This window comes from Bacillus sp. AFS023182 (assembly GCF_002560575.1).
In the GTDB taxonomy this organism is placed as follows: Bacteria; Bacillota; Bacilli; order Bacillales; family Bacillaceae_G; genus Bacillus_A; species Bacillus_A arachidis.
The window spans coordinates 167534-183379 of sequence record NZ_NTRO01000004.1; the positions used below are offsets into that span (position 1 = coordinate 167534).

Consider the following 15846-nt stretch of genomic DNA (forward strand, 5'->3'; position numbering starts at 1 on the left):
GATAATGGCAAAAGAATATGATTTAGTCATCGTTGGCGGCGGTACTGGTGGATATGTTGCTGCCATTCGTGCATCACAATTAGGGCTAAAAACAGCGCTTGTTGAAAAAGATAATCTTGGCGGAACTTGCTTACACAAAGGGTGTATCCCTAGTAAAGCATTGCTACGCAGTGCTGAAGTATATGCAACTACGAAAAAGAGTGAAGAGTTTGGCGTTGTAACGAGCAATGTAGAATTAAACTTTGCAAAAGTGCAAGAGCGTAAAGAAAAAATTGTAACGCAGCTTCATAAAGGTGTTCAACATTTAATGAAGCAAGGTAAAATTGATGTGTTTGAAGGTATCGGCCGAATCCTTGGACCTTCTATCTTCTCTCCAATGCCAGGAACCATTTCGGTTGAACTTGCAAGTGGTGAAGAGAATGAAATGCTTATTCCAAAAAATGTTCTGATTGCAACAGGATCTCGTCCAAATTCATTACCAGGTTTAGAATTAGATGGAGAATATGTAATGTCATCAGATCATGCTTTAAAAATGGAAACACTTCCGAAGTCCATTATTATTGTGGGCGGCGGTGTAATCGGGATTGAATGGGCATCTATGCTTGCTGACTTCGGTGTAGAAGTTACTGTTTTAGAATATGCAAAACATGTCCTGCCGCTTGAGGATCAAGATGTTTCTAAAGAAATGCAACGTCTATTCAAGAAAAAAGGTATTAAAGTAGTGACGGGTGCAAAAGTATTACCAGAAACATTGGTAAAAGATAATGGAGTAGCAATTCAAGCAGAACACAATGGTGAAAATAAAGAATTCAAGGCAGAAAAAATGCTTGTATCTGTAGGAAGACAAGCGAATACACAAAATATCGGTTTAGAGAATACAGAAATTGTCGTAGAAAAAGGATACATTCAAACAAATGAATTTTATCAAACGAAAGAATCACATATTTATGCAATTGGTGATGTAATCGGCGGCTTACAGCTTGCACACGTTGCTTCTCATGAAGGTATTGTTGCTGTAGAACATATAGCTGGTAAAGAGGTTATGCCAATCGATTACTCTATGGTATCGAAATGTGTATACAGTAGTCCAGAAGTAGCTTCTGTTGGTTTAACGGAACAAGAAGCAAAAGAAAAAGGTTATAAATTAAAAGTAGGTAAATTCTCATTCCGTGCAATAGGAAAAGCGCTTGTATATGGCGAATCAGATGGCTTTGTCAAACTTGTAGTTGATGAAGAAACAAATGATATTCTTGGTGTTCATATGATTGGTCCACATGTAACGGATATGATTTCTGAAGCAGGTCTTGCAAGAGTGCTTGATGCAACACCTTGGGAAGTGGCACATACAATTCATCCGCATCCATCATTATCAGAAGCGATTGGTGAAGCTGCGTTAGCAGTAGATGGAAAAGCGTTACACGCATAAAAATGTGGATTTAGGAGGTTATAAAAATGGCAGAAGTAAAAGAAAAGCGCCATGAAGAACTTGGCTTAAGTGATGAGCAAGTATTAGAAATGTATCGTACGATGTTACTTGCACGTAAAATTGACGAACGTATGTGGTTATTAAACCGTGCAGGGAAAATTCCATTCGTAATTTCTTGTCAAGGACAGGAAGCTGCGCAAGTAGGTGCAGCATTTGCACTTGATCGCGAAAAAGATTATGCATTGCCATATTATCGTGATATGGGTGTAGTACTAGCATTTGGTATGACAGCAAAAGAGCTTATGTTATCTGGCTTTGCAAAAGCAGGAGACCCAAACTCTGGTGGCCGTCAAATGCCTGGTCACTTCGGTCAAAAGAAAAACCGTATTGTGACAGGATCGTCTCCAGTTACAACGCAAGTACCGCATGCAGTTGGTATTGCTTTAGCTGGAAAGATGGAGAAGAAAGATTTAGTAACGTTTGTAACATTTGGTGAAGGTTCTTCTAACCAGGGTGACTTCCACGAAGGTGCAAACTTTGCTGGTGTACACAAATTGCCTGTTATTTTCATGTGTGAGAATAACAAATATGCAATTTCTATTCCTGTTGAAAAGCAATTAGCATGTAAGAATGTATCAGATCGTGCGATTGGTTATGGTATGCCAGGATATACAGTAGACGGAAATGATCCACTTGCAGTATATAAAGCTGTAAAAGAAGCAGCTGATCGTGGCCGCAGAGGTGAAGGTCCAACTTTAATTGAAACGGTATCATATCGTTTGACAGCACACTCTAGTGATGACGATGATCGTGTATATCGTGATAAAGAAGAAGTAGAAGAGGCAAAGAAAAAAGATTCAATCTTTACATTTGCTGCTTATTTAAAGGAAGTTGGCGTGTTAACAGAGGAATCTGAAAAACAACTGTTAGATGAAATTATGCATATCGTAAACGAAGCTACAGAATATGCAGAAAATGCTCCGTATGCAGCACCTGAAGACGCATTGAAGCACGTATACGCAGAATAGGGGGGAACGTTTCATGGCTGTAATGTCTTATATTGACGCGATTACATTAGCGATGCGCGAGGAAATGGAACGCGATGAGAAAGTATTTGTATTAGGAGAAGACGTTGGTAAAAAAGGTGGCGTATTTAAAGCGACAACTGGATTGTATGATCAATTTGGTGAAGATCGTGCCCTTGATACACCGCTTGCAGAATCTGCAATTGCTGGGGTAGCAATTGGTGCGGCAATGTACGGAATGCGTCCAATTGCTGAAATGCAATTTGCTGATTTCATTATGCCGGCAGTAAACCAAATTGTTTCTGAGGCAGCGAAAATTCGTTACCGTTCTAATAACGACTGGACTTGTCCAGTTACTATACGTGCACCATTTGGTGGCGGTGTTCATGGTGCGTTATATCATTCGCAGTCTGTAGAAGCAATGTTCGCAAATCAACCAGGTTTAAAAATTGTCATTCCTTCTACACCATATGATGCAAAAGGGTTATTAAAAGCAGCAATTCGTGATGAAGATCCAGTACTATTCTTTGAACATAAACGTGCATATCGTTTAATTAAAGGCGAAGTACCAGAGGACGATTATGTATTACCAATCGGAAAGGCAGATGTAAAACGTGAAGGTGATGATATTACGGTCATCACATATGGATTATGTGTTCACTTTGCCCTTCAAGCTGCTGAAAAATTAGCGAAAGATGGCATTTCTGCTCACATTCTTGATTTACGTACTGTGTATCCATTAGATAAAGAAGCGATTATTGAAGCAGCTTCAAAAACTGGTAAAGTTCTTCTTGTAACAGAAGATAATAAAGAAGGAAGCATCATAAGTGAAGTAGCAGCAATTATTGCAGAAAATTGCTTATTCGATTTAGATGCACCAATTGCACGTCTTGCAGGTCCAGACGTTCCAGCAATGCCATATGCACCAACAATGGAAAAATTCTTTATGGTAAATCCAGATAAAGTTGAAAAAGCAATGCGTGAACTTGCGGAATTTTAATCGGGGGGACTATACATGGCTGTAGAAAATATTACAATGCCTCAGCTTGGGGAAAGTGTAACAGAAGGTACAATTAGTAAATGGCTCGTAAATGTTGGCGATCATGTAAATAAATATGATCCGCTTGCAGAAGTAATGACAGATAAAGTAAATGCAGAAGTGCCATCTTCTTTCACTGGAATTGTGAAAGAGTTAATCGCTGGTGAAGGTGATACACTGGCTGTAGGTGAAGTTGTTTGTGTAATTCAAGTAGAAGGAGCAGATGAAGTAGCTGCCACGACTGTAGAAGAGAAAACAAAAGAGGAACCAAAAGTAGAAGTAGCTTCATCTGAAAAAGCACCAAAAATGAAGCAACCAACTGATGGCAAACCACGTTTCTCACCAGCTGTATTAAAACTTGCAGGTGAACATAATATTGATTTAGATGCAGTGGAAGGTACGGGGGCAAATGGCCGTATCACACGTAAAGATATTTTAAAGCTAGTTGAATCTGGTAACATCCCGGTAGTTGGGGCAAAGAAAGAAGAGGCACCTGTCTCTGTACCAAAACTACAGGAGGCACCAAAATCAGCTACGCCAGCACCAAAAGCAGAAGCGGCAAAACCAGTATCTGTACCGACAGTACCTGGAGATATCGAAATTCCGGTAACAGGTGTGCGTAAAGCAATTGCTGCGAATATGCTGCGTAGCAAACATGAAGCACCGCACGCATGGATGATGATTGAAGTAGATGTAACAAATCTTGTATCATACCGTAATTCAATCAAAGGCGAATTCAAAAAGCGCGAAGGTTTCAATTTAACATTCTTTGCATTCTTTGTAAAAGCAGTTGCACAAGCATTGAAAGAGTACCCGCAAATTAATTCAATGTGGGCTGGCGATAAAATCGTTCAGAAGAAGGATATTAACCTTTCTATCGCAGTTGCAACAGAAGATGAGTTATTTGTACCTGTTATTAAACAAGCAGATGAGAAAACAATTAAAGGCATTGCTCGTGAAATTACAGAACTTGCAGGAAAAGTCCGTACAAAATCATTGAAAGCAGACGAAATGCAAGGCGGTACATTTACAATTAATAACACAGGATCATTTGGATCTGTTCAGTCCATGGGAATTATTAATTATCCACAAGCTGCGATTTTACAAGTAGAATCTATTGTAAAACGTCCAGTAATTATGGATAATGGCATGTTTGGTGCACGTGACATGGTTAACTTATGTCTATCACTTGATCACCGCGTACTTGATGGTTTGATTTGTGGTAAATTCTTAGGACGTGTAAAAGAAATTCTTGAAAATGTATCAGCGGATAATACATCTGTATATTAATAAAAAGCTCGCGTCTGCGAGCTTTTTGCTTTAGAAAAGATATACTTCTTCACTTTGTATTCCACAATAAAAAATGCCTTCCATTAATCTGACAATGAATAACAATGTGTTATAAATTTATGAAAATACATTGCTGATATTCAGTATATAGATATACAATAAAAAAAGAATCCTTTTTTGGCAAATCTTACTGACGAAACTGTAGTATAATGTATTGTATTGTTTGAAAAAGAAAGTTATTCTATATAAGTATTTTATAGATTAATGTGCAATCAGCCGTCAAAACATGAAGCGTATTGACTCCTGATTTTTTATTTTGCCTTAACAATGTTTCAGGAGGGTGTCATGAAGAGAAGTACCGAGTTTCTAAAAAGTTTAGATGTAAAATTAATTTTAATTTTGTGTGTCTTATGCATTACAAGTATAGCTGCCATATATAGCAGTCAACAAACAGGGCAATATGGAGCTGCGAACTTTGCAATGAAACAAGGGATTAACTATATAATAGGTATTGTGTTATTACTACTTGTTGCAAGTATTGATTTAGATCAGTTGCAAAAATTAGCGTGGCCATTGTATATTGTTGGATTTGCTTCTATTATCATACTTAAGATTTCACCATTTAAAGGTTTAACACCTGAAATATTAGGTGCAAAAAGATGGTTTCGTGTCCCTGTCCTTGGGGCAATTCAGCCATCAGAGTTTTTCAAAATTGCGTTGCTTATTTTAGTTGCCAGTTTAGCGGTGAAGCATAATGCGAAATATATGGTACGAACTTTTCAAACGGATTTAATATTAGTAGGTAAAATTATTTTAGTATCGATTCCACCTGCTTTAATTGTATATAGTCAGCCTGATACAGGGATGGTTTTCCTATATGCTGCAGGGATCGCATGTATTTTGTTTATGTCAGGTATTCAAAAGAAGTTAATTGCAATATGTACAGTTATTCCACTGACCATATTGTCCACATTAGTATTTATATTTTTGAAATACCCAGATATTTTTTTCAACAAATTGGTTGCTTTACTAAAGCCACATCAACAGTCACGAATTTTGGGATGGCTAGATCCATTTGAGCACGCAGATCAAGGTTATCAAACACAACAATCAATTTTAGCGGTGGGTAGTGGAGGAATGGATGGAAAAGGATTTGGATATGGAAGTGTCTACATTCCCGAAAAGCATACCGATTTCATTTTTGCTACAATTGCTGAAGAAGGTGGATTTTTAATTGCAGCTTTTATTGTATTTATGTTCCTTCTTCTTTTATATCGAACAATTATAATTGGGTATTCAGCAGATAATTTGTTCGGTACATTATTATGTGCAGGAATAATTGGTGTTTTAACACTACAAATCTTCCAAAATGTTGGTATGATCGTTGGATTAATGCCGGTAAAAGGAATTGCGCTTCCGTTTTTATCATATGGAGGAAGTTCCTTATTCTCGAATATGATGATGATGGGGCTCGTTTTATCGGTGCGGAAAACTTATAAAAAGTATATGTTTTCAGTTAGTTAATTTTTATGTAAAAAGGCTGATTCGTTTTCATGCGAATCGGTCTTTTTTGTATAGATGCTCTTAATCATCACAAACTAAAGGGAGTGTGAAAGTTTGTGATGATTAAGGAGTGCAAATTCATGCATATGCATATTTTGAATGGGGCACATCATCTTTCTTATATAGAATGGATGATTCGAGCTATCATAGCGTATATTTTTTTAATTTTTGTTGCTAAAGCAATGGGACAACGCTCCATTGCACAGCTTCGTTTTTTGGATGTCGTATTAGTGCTATTGTTGGAAGGGAATCTCTCTAACGCACTATCCGATGAAAGAGTCGGTTTACTCGGATCGATGATTACAACATGTATGCTCATTGTTCTTTATATTGTCAGTTCGATTTTAGCGTTGAAATGGGATCGATGGAGACGCTTTTTAGAACCATCGCCCATTATACTTATACATAATGGGTCAATTGATTTTAATAATTTGAAAAAAGCAAGAATTACAGTAGAGTATTTATTCTCTGAATTACGCTTACAAAGTGCTAGTGATATTAAAACGATAAGATTAGCATTATGGGAAGCAAGTGGTGTTGTTTCGGTATTTCAGTATCCAGAATATGAAACGGTATCTCGGCAGGATATGAAAGTAGCTGGTAAAAAATCACCTATTTCATTTATTCTTGTAAAAGACGGGAAAATTCAAAAGGATGTGCTCACTTTATTGGGGAAAACGGAAAGATGGGCAAAGGAGGAATTATCAAAAAAAGTATCAATTGAATTGATTCAATTAGCAACTATAGATGAAAATGAACAAATCAATATTTTGTCTAGCGTTTAAGATTAAAATGCAAGGAAAGAAAAAAAGTTAGGTGGGGGAATGTGCTGCTCGTAAAAGCCTAATTGATGAAAATGAATTATTACTGGGGAGGGAGAAAAACTCCACTGATTAAAGTTTTACTTTATAAAAAAGTAAAAAATATGGCATTTTACCATTTCTTGCATATGATACAATAGTGTGGACAACGAAATAAAAAAAGAAGGGTTTGTTTTGATGGGATATGTAGAAGAATTACGGAAAGTAGTTGGTCATCGCCCTTTAATTTTAGTTGGTGCTGTTGTTCTCGTATTGAATGAAGATGGACATGTTTTGCTACAACAACGAACAGAACCGTATGGAAAATGGGGATTACTTGGCGGTTTGATGGAACTTGGAGAATCACCAGAAGAAACAGCTTGCCGTGAAGTATATGAAGAAGCAGGGATTCATGTAAAAAATTTAAAGCTCATTAATGTGTTCTCTGGAGCGAATTACTTTATAAAATTAGCGAATGGTGATGAATTTCAATCCGTAACGACGGCTTATTATACAAATGAATATGAAGGGTTGCTATCTGTCAATAAAGAGGAAGCAGTTCAACTTAAATTCTTTCCAATTACAGGATTACCAGATTATATTGTAGGTTCGCATAAAAAAATGATTGAAGTATATGAAAATATAGGAAAAAGAGTTAAATGAAGTAAAAATGATGTATAATGGATATAGAAATGCAAAAACACAGTTCTGGTTGGTAGTCCAGGCGCATACTAGTATGTCAGTAACCTTCCCCTCCGGGATGTCCAGTATTTCTAATTTTTTCTAAGGAGGGGCTGTCGAATGGATTTGACAGTATATCATGATGGTCAATTTTTTGTAGGAATGATTGAGAACACACATAAAGGAACTTTGTATGCAGCGAGGTATATTTTTGGTGCTGAGCCATCAGATGAAGAGATACTTTTGTTTGTAAATGGTATGATGCTAAAGTATTTTAATCACTTTGCCAGATGTGGTGTTAAAGTGAAAGAGAAACAGCGTCCAAAAAATATAAAGCGTATCATAAGAGAAGCTGCGAAAGAAATGCATACAAAGCGCTTTACGAAAGCACAAGAAGCAATTAGTTTATCTTATGAATTGCATAAGCAGGAAAAAAGAGTGCAATCTAAGGAACAGCGTGAAGCAGAAAAGCAGAAAAAACGTCTTATCAAAGTGCAAAAAGCAAAACAAAAGCATCGTGGACATTAAGAGAAACGTCTTAGGACACTTGTTCTAAGACGTTTTATTTATACACAAAAGTAAGTTTACTTGTACTTCTGAAACAGTAACTGGTAAGATACAAATAGATAGATCTAGAGGAGGGAAAACATTGATTAACTTTAACTTTTTTATGAATGATGTTGTCCGTCAAGCGCGTGAGGAAATTGTTTCCGCTGGATATACAGAATTAACAACAACAGAAGCGGTCGATGAAGCGTTCAAAAAAGAGGGCACAACGCTTGTAATGATAAACTCAGTATGTGGTTGTGCAGGTGGTATTGCTCGCCCTGCTGCTGCACATTCCGTACACTATGATAAACGTCCAAATCAACTTGTAACAGTATTTGCAGGTCAGGACAAAGAGGCAACAGCACGTGCACGTGAATATTTTGAAGGATATCCACCATCTTCTCCGTCTTTCGCATTATTAAAAGATGGAAAGATTGTAACGATGGTTGAACGCCATGAAATTGAAGGTCACGATCCAATGCAAGTTATTGCAAAATTACAATCGTATTTTGAAGAGAATTGTGAAGAGATTTAATAGAATGAAAAAACGGTACAGACACTTATGTGTTTGTACCGTTTTTTTTGTATCTTGCTAATTAGAGTGAAACGAGGAAGATGGGGAGTAGAAAAATTTCCTTTTTGCTAGAAGTTTCACATATTGAAAGGATATGTAGAAAAATCTCACTTTAATGGTTAATAGAATTTGAATTTCTTTATTCTTAGTTGCATATCATGAAAGAGAATATACATAAAAAACATGTATTATGCAAAAAAATATACATAAAAAACATATTGGATATTGATTATAATTAAAAACATTATTTATTTTTATTTTAATTATTGCATAAAAATAAAAACGTTGATACAATACAAACATCGAATAAAAATTCTATAAAACTTTTAAATATACATTATTAGGGGGAAGAAACATGAAGAAGTTATTATCAATTTCATTTGCACTTATTTTAATCGTAAGTATGTTTAGTGCTTGTAGTAAGGGAGAAACAAAAGAAGCGAATAAAAATAAGAAAGTACTTATTATGGGAACTTCAGCAGACTATAAACCTTATGAATATGTAGAAGCTTCCAAGAGTGATGAAATTATCGGTTTTGATGTAGATATTGCAAAATATATTGGAAAAGAACTTGGTTATGAAGTGAAAATAAAGGATATGGATTTTGGGGGATTGCTAGCATCTCTTAGCTCAGGAAAAGTTGATTTTGTTATGGCAGGTATGACACCAAATCCAGATCGTAAGAAGAATGCCGATTTTACAGATATATATTTTGTTGCTAAAAACATGATCGTTTCGAAAAAGGATTCTGGTATTAAATCATTACAAGATTTAAAAGATAAAAAAGTAGGAGTACAAACAGGTTCTATTCAAGAAGAAAAAGCAAACGACTTCAAAAAACAAGTGACCTTCCAGGCGGAAGGTCGTGACCGTATACCAGAAATTGTACAAGAAATTCAGGCTGGACGCTTTGACGCTGCCATTATAGAAGATACAGTTGCTAAAAATTATTTAGACAAAATAAAAGATTTACAAGGAATTGAAATCAAGGAAGCTCCAGAAGAAGTAGGAGCAGCAATTGCCCTTCCGAAAAATAGTGATAAAACAGCAGAATTTAATAAAGTAATTAAGAAAATGCAAGAGAATGGTGAAATGGATAAATTAGTGAAGAAATGGTTTGGCAGCGGAAAGTAAGCTGCCTTTCTATTTTCTGTGAGAGGAATGACAAAAGATGAACTTAGATTTTTCGGCAATTACTCCGTCGATACCATATATATTAAAGGGTCTAGAAGTTACACTGAAAATTGTAGCAGTATCTGCTATAGCTGGTTTTATGCTCGGAACGCTATTAGCACTTTGCAAAATTGCTAGAATAAGAGTATTAAATATCGCCGCTGATTTATATACATCGATATTTCGTGGTACACCGCTCGTTTTGCAATTAATGATTATTTATTTCGGTGTCCCGCAAATGATTGGATATGATATACCTGCATTTTTAGCAGCAGTACTTGCATTTAGTTTAAATTCTGGTGCATATATGTCAGAGATAATTCGTGCAGGTATTCAAGCAGTTGATAAAGGACAGACAGAAGCTGCGATGGCATTAGGTGTTCCGTATGGAAAAATGATGAGAAATATTATTTTGCCACAAGCATTAAAAAATATATTACCAGCGCTTGTGAATGAGTTTGCAACACTTACAAAAGAGTCAGCAGTAGTAACGGTAATTGGTGCTACAGATTTAATGCGCCGTGCTTATATTGTAGGTGGTGAAACGTTTAAATACCTTGAACCGCTATTATTTGTCGGACTTGTTTACTATATTTTAGTAATTATTCTTACGTTTGTTGGGAAAGCAATTGAAGGGAGAATGAAGAAAAGTGATTAAAGTTGAAAACCTTCATAAATCATTTGGACAAAATGAAGTATTAAAAGGCATTACAACAACAATTGAAAAAGGCGAAGTTGTTGCCATTGTTGGACCGTCTGGATCGGGGAAATCAACATTTTTACGTTGTATGAACATACTAGAAACACCTACAAGTGGTAACATTTGGATTGGTAATGCCGAAGTGACTAACCCAAAAACGAATATTATGCATGTTCGCGAAAATGTTGGTATGGTGTTTCAACATTTTCACTTATTCCCTCATATGACTGTATTAGAAAATATTACGTATGCACCAGTAAATGTAAAAGGAGTGACAAAACAGGAAGCGGAGAAAAAGGCAAAGGAGCTTCTTGAAAAAGTAGGGTTGCTCGATAAAAAGGACGCGTATCCAAATCGTCTTTCAGGCGGACAAAAGCAGCGTGTTGCAATTGCCAGAGCTTTGGCAATGGAGCCAGAAGTTATGCTATTTGATGAACCAACATCTGCACTTGATCCTGAAATGGTAAAGGAAGTATTAGAAGTAATGAAATCTTTAGTGACTACTGGAATGACGATGGCAATTGTGACACATGAGATGGGTTTTGCGAAAGAAGTAGCTGATCGTGTGCTCTTTTTAGATGGTGGTAAACTTGTTGAAGATACACACCCAGAACAGTTTTTTACAGAGCCAAAGAGCAAGCGGGCGCAAGAATTTTTACAAAAAATATTGTAACATGTAAAAGTTACGTGAATAATAAGGAGAAAAGGATGACAGTTTGTCATCCTTTTTTTATACTTACTGTAACTACCTGTATACATATATATAAATACAGATTGAAAAAATAATATAAAACCTTTTCTTTTAGGGAGAAGAGAGCGTCAGCCCTTGCATAGAATCGGTCATTGCTTTTTTATCCCCATGCCACGTGAAAACAAAGGGAGAAAATGAGTGGAGAGACCTTTTTATTTTCATAGCCGTGACTTATATGCTGGGAAATTAGAATGAATGTATAGGAGCAATGATATGTTTAGAATTGGATATCGTACAGTGAAAACAGCAGTTGGAACAGGTGTAGCAGTTTTTATTGCCCAGCTATTCGGGTTGGAATTTTATAGTTCTGCGGGGATTTTGGTTATTTTGTGTGTACAAAATACGAAGTGGAAATCACTTCAAGTCTCTTTACATCGATTTTTGGCCTGTTTGTTATCAATGGCATTCTCATTTTGTATTTTTGAAACAATCGGTTATACGCCGCTTGCAATTAGTTTGTTACTTCTTACTTTTATTCCGACAGCTGTTATGTTTAAGATTCAAGAAGGAATTGTTACAAGTTCAGTTATTGTTATGCATTTATATTCATTAAAACATATCACATGGGCAGCGATTGGAAATGAAGTAGCTGTTTTAACAATTGGGATTAGTGTGGCTTTGTTAGTAAATATGTATATGCCAAGTGCAGAAAAAAAATTAAAAGGCTATCAAGAAAAAGTAGAATGGAATTTTAAAACGATTTTATTTGAGATGGCTGTATATTTACGAAATCGGGATAGCGCATGGTCTGGAAAAGAATTAATTGAAACAGAGAACATTTTGAAGCAAGCAAAAGAGCTGTCTTTCAAAAAGCTTGAAAATCAATTTATGCGAGAAGATGATTATTATTATCGATATTTTGATATGCGTATGCAGCAATTTGAAATTTTGGAGCGGATTATGCCACTTGCAGCCTCATTATCGTGGTCATATGAACAATCAGATATGATTGCGGAAATGATTGAAAACGTTGGGAACTCAATTCGTCCTGAAAGTACGGGGCTTATTTCACTTAGACAATTACAAGAAATGCGAGAGATTTTTAGGGAAATGCCACTTCCTGAGACCCGTGAAGAATTTGAAATGCGTGCGAAGCTTGTTCAACTTGTTTATGAAATGGAGCAATATTTACTCATTAAAAGTAGGTTTAAAGGGAAGGATAATGTGAAAGAACTTATATAGAGGGAAGGAATGAATCATGCCGTATTTTCTATCCTTGCTACTATGTTTTTCTCTTTCACCAATTTGGCCTCTTGGAGATAATCCGCGTGCTGGAGATCCATTTATTATTGTAAATAAGCAGACGAATAAGCTTGCTTATATTGATGATGGTAAAATTCAAAAAGTTTTTCCTGTAGCGACTGGAAAAACAAACGAGTTAACACCAGAGGGGACTTTTGATATTGTAATGAAGGCAAAAAATCCTTATTATATTGCGAAGGATATCCCTGGTGGTTCACCCAAAAATCCACTTGGGTCTAGGTGGATGGGGTTTAATGCACGAGGTACTGATGGGAGTAAATATGGTATTCACGGTACAAATCAGCCAAGTTCAATCGGGAAATATATTTCACAAGGGTGTATAAGGATGAAAAAACAAGATGTGGAATATTTATTTGATCGTATTCCGATTGGAACAAAGGTGTGGATTGTAAAAACGAATAAGCCGTTTCAGAAGCTCGCAAAAGAAAAAGGGGCTATTGCTTATGAAAAGGTCAACCATACAAGTTGGCTTTTTCTTTCTGACTAGGTTGTCTTGACATGTGTACATAACCATGAGTTAATGAGAATATACAAAGATAATAGGAAAAGGAGTTGCTTGTATGTATTTGAATCCAAAGCTTTCCTATATGCAATTTTTTATTGGCTTTCTATTCGTTGTTACTTTCATATTGGCAACTTTTAATGTATGTTCTTTTCTTGTATCTATTGTTTTTATGGTGTTCCTTAATTTGACATTTGTAATTGGAGCGTTTCAGCAGAAACATTATACGAGTTTTGTTATGGCACTTGTGATGGCCTTTTCATTCAGTATTGTCGCGATTGTGCTAATCATGAAATAAATATTATTCATTAAAATCATTGTGATTGAACAGGCTGCTTATTTTCTATCTAGAAGAATAAGCAGCCTGTTTGTGTAAAAAAAGGACGAAATCTATCGCCCTCTTTACCAAAACATACTAGCTCCAGTGAGTAATGTTGTTACAAGCATTGAAATTAGCATAACGTATATCATAATTTTTTGTGCTTTTTTATTCATACTGGTCCTCCTTGCAATCATTACAATTTTATTGTATCGAGAAATGAAAACATGGACAAGAGTATAAAGAAGACAAAATTCGAGAAGTGTATCTAAAATATAACAGGAAAATATAGAATACATAGAGAATATAGAAGGATGGGACACAAGGTTTTTCGGTGCCTTTAAAAAGTTTTACTAGATGAAGAATGGAGATACGATGATGAAAATATATGAAACAGAACGTTTACAATTAAGAGAAATCGATGAGTCGTATGCAGAGCAAGTTCTTCAATATTACGACAAAAATCGTGAGTTTTTAAAGGCGTGGGAAGAATATCGACCAGATGATTTTTTTACACTAGACTATCAAAAAAAACGATTGCAAAAAGATAAAAAAGAGTTTAATGAAGGAAAAACGATTCGATTATGGATTTTTAAGAATGGAGATAATACGAATATTATAGGATGTATTTCTTTCAATTTAATTGTGAGAGGGATTTATCAATCTTGCGTTCTAGGCTATAAGTTAGATAAAGATGAATTGAATAAAGGATATACAACAGAAGCGCTTAGAAAAGCAATTGATGTTGCTTTTCAAGAATTTCACTTACACCGTATTGAAGCCCCGATTATGCCGCGTAATTTAGCATCTATTCAAGTTGTAACGAAGATTGGTTTTCAATATGAAGGAGTGTCGCGGAAAATGTTAATGGTGAATGGGGTGTGGGAAGATCATATGCGCTGGGTATTGTTAAATGAGTAGAATAGATGGTTATCTAGATGTGTGAACCATCTATTTTTTTCGTGTCTTTCGAAACTTTTGCGAAATTCTGTTATAATTAACCTTGTTACATACATAATGCAATGCAGGAGGCGCATTCTCATGATTAATCAAGAACGTTTAGTAAATGAATTTATGGAACTTGTTCAAGTAGATTCTGAAACAAAATATGAAGCAGAAATTTGTAAAGTGTTAACAAAAAAATTTACTGCTTTAGGTGTTGAAGTATTTGAAGATGACACAATGGGTGTGACTGGACATGGAGCTGGAAATTTAATTTGTACTTTACCAGCGACGAAAGAAGGAGTAGATACAATTTACTTCACTTCTCATATGGATACAGTAGTTCCTGGTAAAGGAATTAAGCCTTCTATTAAAGATGGTTATATCGTATCAGATGGTACTACAATTTTAGGATCAGATGATAAAGCGGGATTAGCTTCTATGTTCGAGGCAATTCGTGTTTTAAAAGAAAAAAATATTTCCCATGGGAAAATTGAATTTATTATTACAGTTGGTGAAGAATCTGGTCTTGTTGGTGCGAAAGCATTGGACCGTGACCGTATTACAGCAAAATATGGTTATGCATTAGATAGCGATGGAAAAGTTGGCGAAATCGTAGTTGCAGCACCAACACAAGCAAAAGTAAATGCGATTATTCGTGGGAAAACAGCTCACGCTGGCGTAGCACCAGAAAAAGGTGTATCTGCAATTACGATTGCAGCAAAAGCAATTGCAAAAATGCCACTAGGTCGTATTGATTCGGAAACAACTGCAAATATCGGTCGCTTTGAAGGTGGCACACAAACAAATATTGTTTGTGATCATGTACAAATCTTTGCAGAGGCTCGCTCTTTAGTAGATGAAAAAATGCAAGAACAAGTTGCAAAAATGAAAGAAGCATTTGAAACAACTGCAAAAGAAATGGGCGGTCAAGCGGATGTTGAAGTAAAAGTTATGTACCCTGGATTTAAATTTGCCGATGGCGATCATGTTGTAGAAGTTGCAAAACGTGCTGCTGAAAAAATTGGTCGTACGCCTTCTCTTCACCAAAGCGGTGGCGGAAGTGATGCAAACGTAATTGCTGGACATGGTATTCCAACAGTAAACTTAGCAGTTGGTTATGAGGAAATTCATACAACAAACGAGAAAATTCCTGTTGAAGAATTAGCAAAAACAGCTGAATTAGTTGTGGCAATTATTGAGGAAGTAGCGAAATAATTGTAAGCATAAGAAAAAAGGGCGTGTAAA

General features: G+C 35.9%; 18 protein-coding genes. 17 read left to right on the forward strand and 1 reads right to left on the reverse strand.

The features are described 5' to 3' along the window. Positions 1-4: 4 nt before the first annotated feature. The 15 genes from lpdA (at position 5) to CN288_RS02670 (ending at position 13635) form a co-directional block, all read left to right on the forward strand. On the forward strand, positions 5-1426 hold the full coding sequence (lpdA, locus tag CN288_RS02595; protein WP_090687442.1) for a dihydrolipoyl dehydrogenase: 1422 nt from the start codon (positions 5-7) through the stop codon (positions 1424-1426). 26 nt (positions 1427-1452) lie between these two features. After that, positions 1453-2454, forward strand: coding sequence for a 3-methyl-2-oxobutanoate dehydrogenase subunit alpha (gene bfmBAA / locus CN288_RS02600; protein WP_026590005.1), 1002 nt, complete (start codon positions 1453-1455; stop codon positions 2452-2454). Positions 2455-2467: 13 nt separating this feature from the next. After that, entirely contained in the window at positions 2468-3451 is a 984-nt protein-coding gene (gene bfmBAB / locus CN288_RS02605) for a 3-methyl-2-oxobutanoate dehydrogenase subunit beta (protein ID WP_026590006.1), read from the forward strand. Between the two features lie 15 nt (positions 3452-3466). Next, positions 3467-4780, forward strand: a complete 1314-nt coding sequence (locus CN288_RS02610; protein WP_098301778.1) for a dihydrolipoamide acetyltransferase family protein — start codon at positions 3467-3469, stop codon at positions 4778-4780. 345 nt (positions 4781-5125) lie between these two features. After that, on the forward strand, positions 5126-6304 hold the full coding sequence (locus CN288_RS02620) for an FtsW/RodA/SpoVE family cell cycle protein (protein WP_026590008.1): 1179 nt from the start codon (positions 5126-5128) through the stop codon (positions 6302-6304). Between the two features lie 119 nt (positions 6305-6423). Continuing rightward, a complete protein-coding gene (locus CN288_RS02625) occupies positions 6424-7128 on the forward strand; it encodes a DUF421 domain-containing protein (RefSeq protein WP_026590009.1) in 705 nt (234 codons plus the stop codon). Positions 7129-7341: 213 nt separating this feature from the next. Then, positions 7342-7806 (forward strand): NUDIX hydrolase, encoded by a 465-nt coding sequence (locus CN288_RS02630; RefSeq protein ID WP_026590010.1) that lies wholly within the window; start codon positions 7342-7344, stop codon positions 7804-7806. A 138-nt stretch (positions 7807-7944) separates the two neighbouring features. Next, positions 7945-8352 (forward strand): YjdF family protein, encoded by a 408-nt coding sequence (locus CN288_RS02635; RefSeq protein WP_090687432.1) that lies wholly within the window; start codon positions 7945-7947, stop codon positions 8350-8352. Positions 8353-8494: 142 nt separating this feature from the next. Beyond that, the gene (locus tag CN288_RS02640; RefSeq protein ID WP_139265493.1) at positions 8495-8908 is read left to right on the forward strand and encodes a BrxA/BrxB family bacilliredoxin; all 414 of its coding nucleotides are present in this window, start codon (positions 8495-8497) and stop codon (positions 8906-8908) included. 394 nt (positions 8909-9302) lie between these two features. Next, positions 9303-10082: a transporter substrate-binding domain-containing protein gene (locus CN288_RS02645; protein ID WP_098301779.1), complete on the forward strand. Its 780-nt coding sequence runs from the start codon at positions 9303-9305 to the stop codon at positions 10080-10082. A 37-nt stretch (positions 10083-10119) separates the two neighbouring features. Then, complete coding sequence (locus CN288_RS02650) at positions 10120-10779, forward strand: amino acid ABC transporter permease (RefSeq protein WP_026590014.1); 660 nt, start codon at positions 10120-10122, stop codon at positions 10777-10779. After that, positions 10772-11494, forward strand: a complete 723-nt coding sequence (locus tag CN288_RS02655; protein WP_026590015.1) for an amino acid ABC transporter ATP-binding protein — start codon at positions 10772-10774, stop codon at positions 11492-11494. The genes CN288_RS02650 and CN288_RS02655 overlap by 8 nt, the downstream gene beginning before the upstream one ends. 291 nt (positions 11495-11785) lie before the next feature. After that, the gene (locus CN288_RS02660) at positions 11786-12754 is read left to right on the forward strand and encodes an aromatic acid exporter family protein (RefSeq protein ID WP_026590016.1); all 969 of its coding nucleotides are present in this window, start codon (positions 11786-11788) and stop codon (positions 12752-12754) included. A gap of 16 nt (positions 12755-12770) precedes the next feature. Beyond that, positions 12771-13322, forward strand: coding sequence for a L,D-transpeptidase (locus CN288_RS02665; RefSeq protein WP_098301780.1), 552 nt, complete (start codon positions 12771-12773; stop codon positions 13320-13322). Positions 13323-13395: 73 nt separating this feature from the next. Next, complete coding sequence (locus CN288_RS02670; RefSeq protein ID WP_026590018.1) at positions 13396-13635, forward strand: DUF3894 domain-containing protein; 240 nt, start codon at positions 13396-13398, stop codon at positions 13633-13635. Between the two features lie 104 nt (positions 13636-13739). Here CN288_RS02670 and prli42 read toward each other — a convergent pair whose 3' ends face one another. Continuing rightward, positions 13740-13832: a stressosome-associated protein Prli42 gene (prli42, locus tag CN288_RS28590; protein WP_090687428.1), complete on the reverse strand. Its 93-nt coding sequence runs from the start codon at positions 13830-13832 to the stop codon at positions 13740-13742. A gap of 199 nt (positions 13833-14031) precedes the next feature. Here prli42 and CN288_RS02680 point away from each other — a divergent pair, with 199 nt between their 5' ends. Together CN288_RS02680 and CN288_RS02685 are read left to right on the forward strand one after the other, a co-directional pair. Beyond that, complete coding sequence (locus CN288_RS02680; protein ID WP_026590019.1) at positions 14032-14577, forward strand: GNAT family N-acetyltransferase; 546 nt, start codon at positions 14032-14034, stop codon at positions 14575-14577. A gap of 120 nt (positions 14578-14697) precedes the next feature. Next, a complete protein-coding gene (locus CN288_RS02685) occupies positions 14698-15816 on the forward strand; it encodes a tripeptidase T (protein WP_026590020.1) in 1119 nt (372 codons plus the stop codon). The last annotated feature ends 30 nt before the right edge of the window (positions 15817-15846 follow it).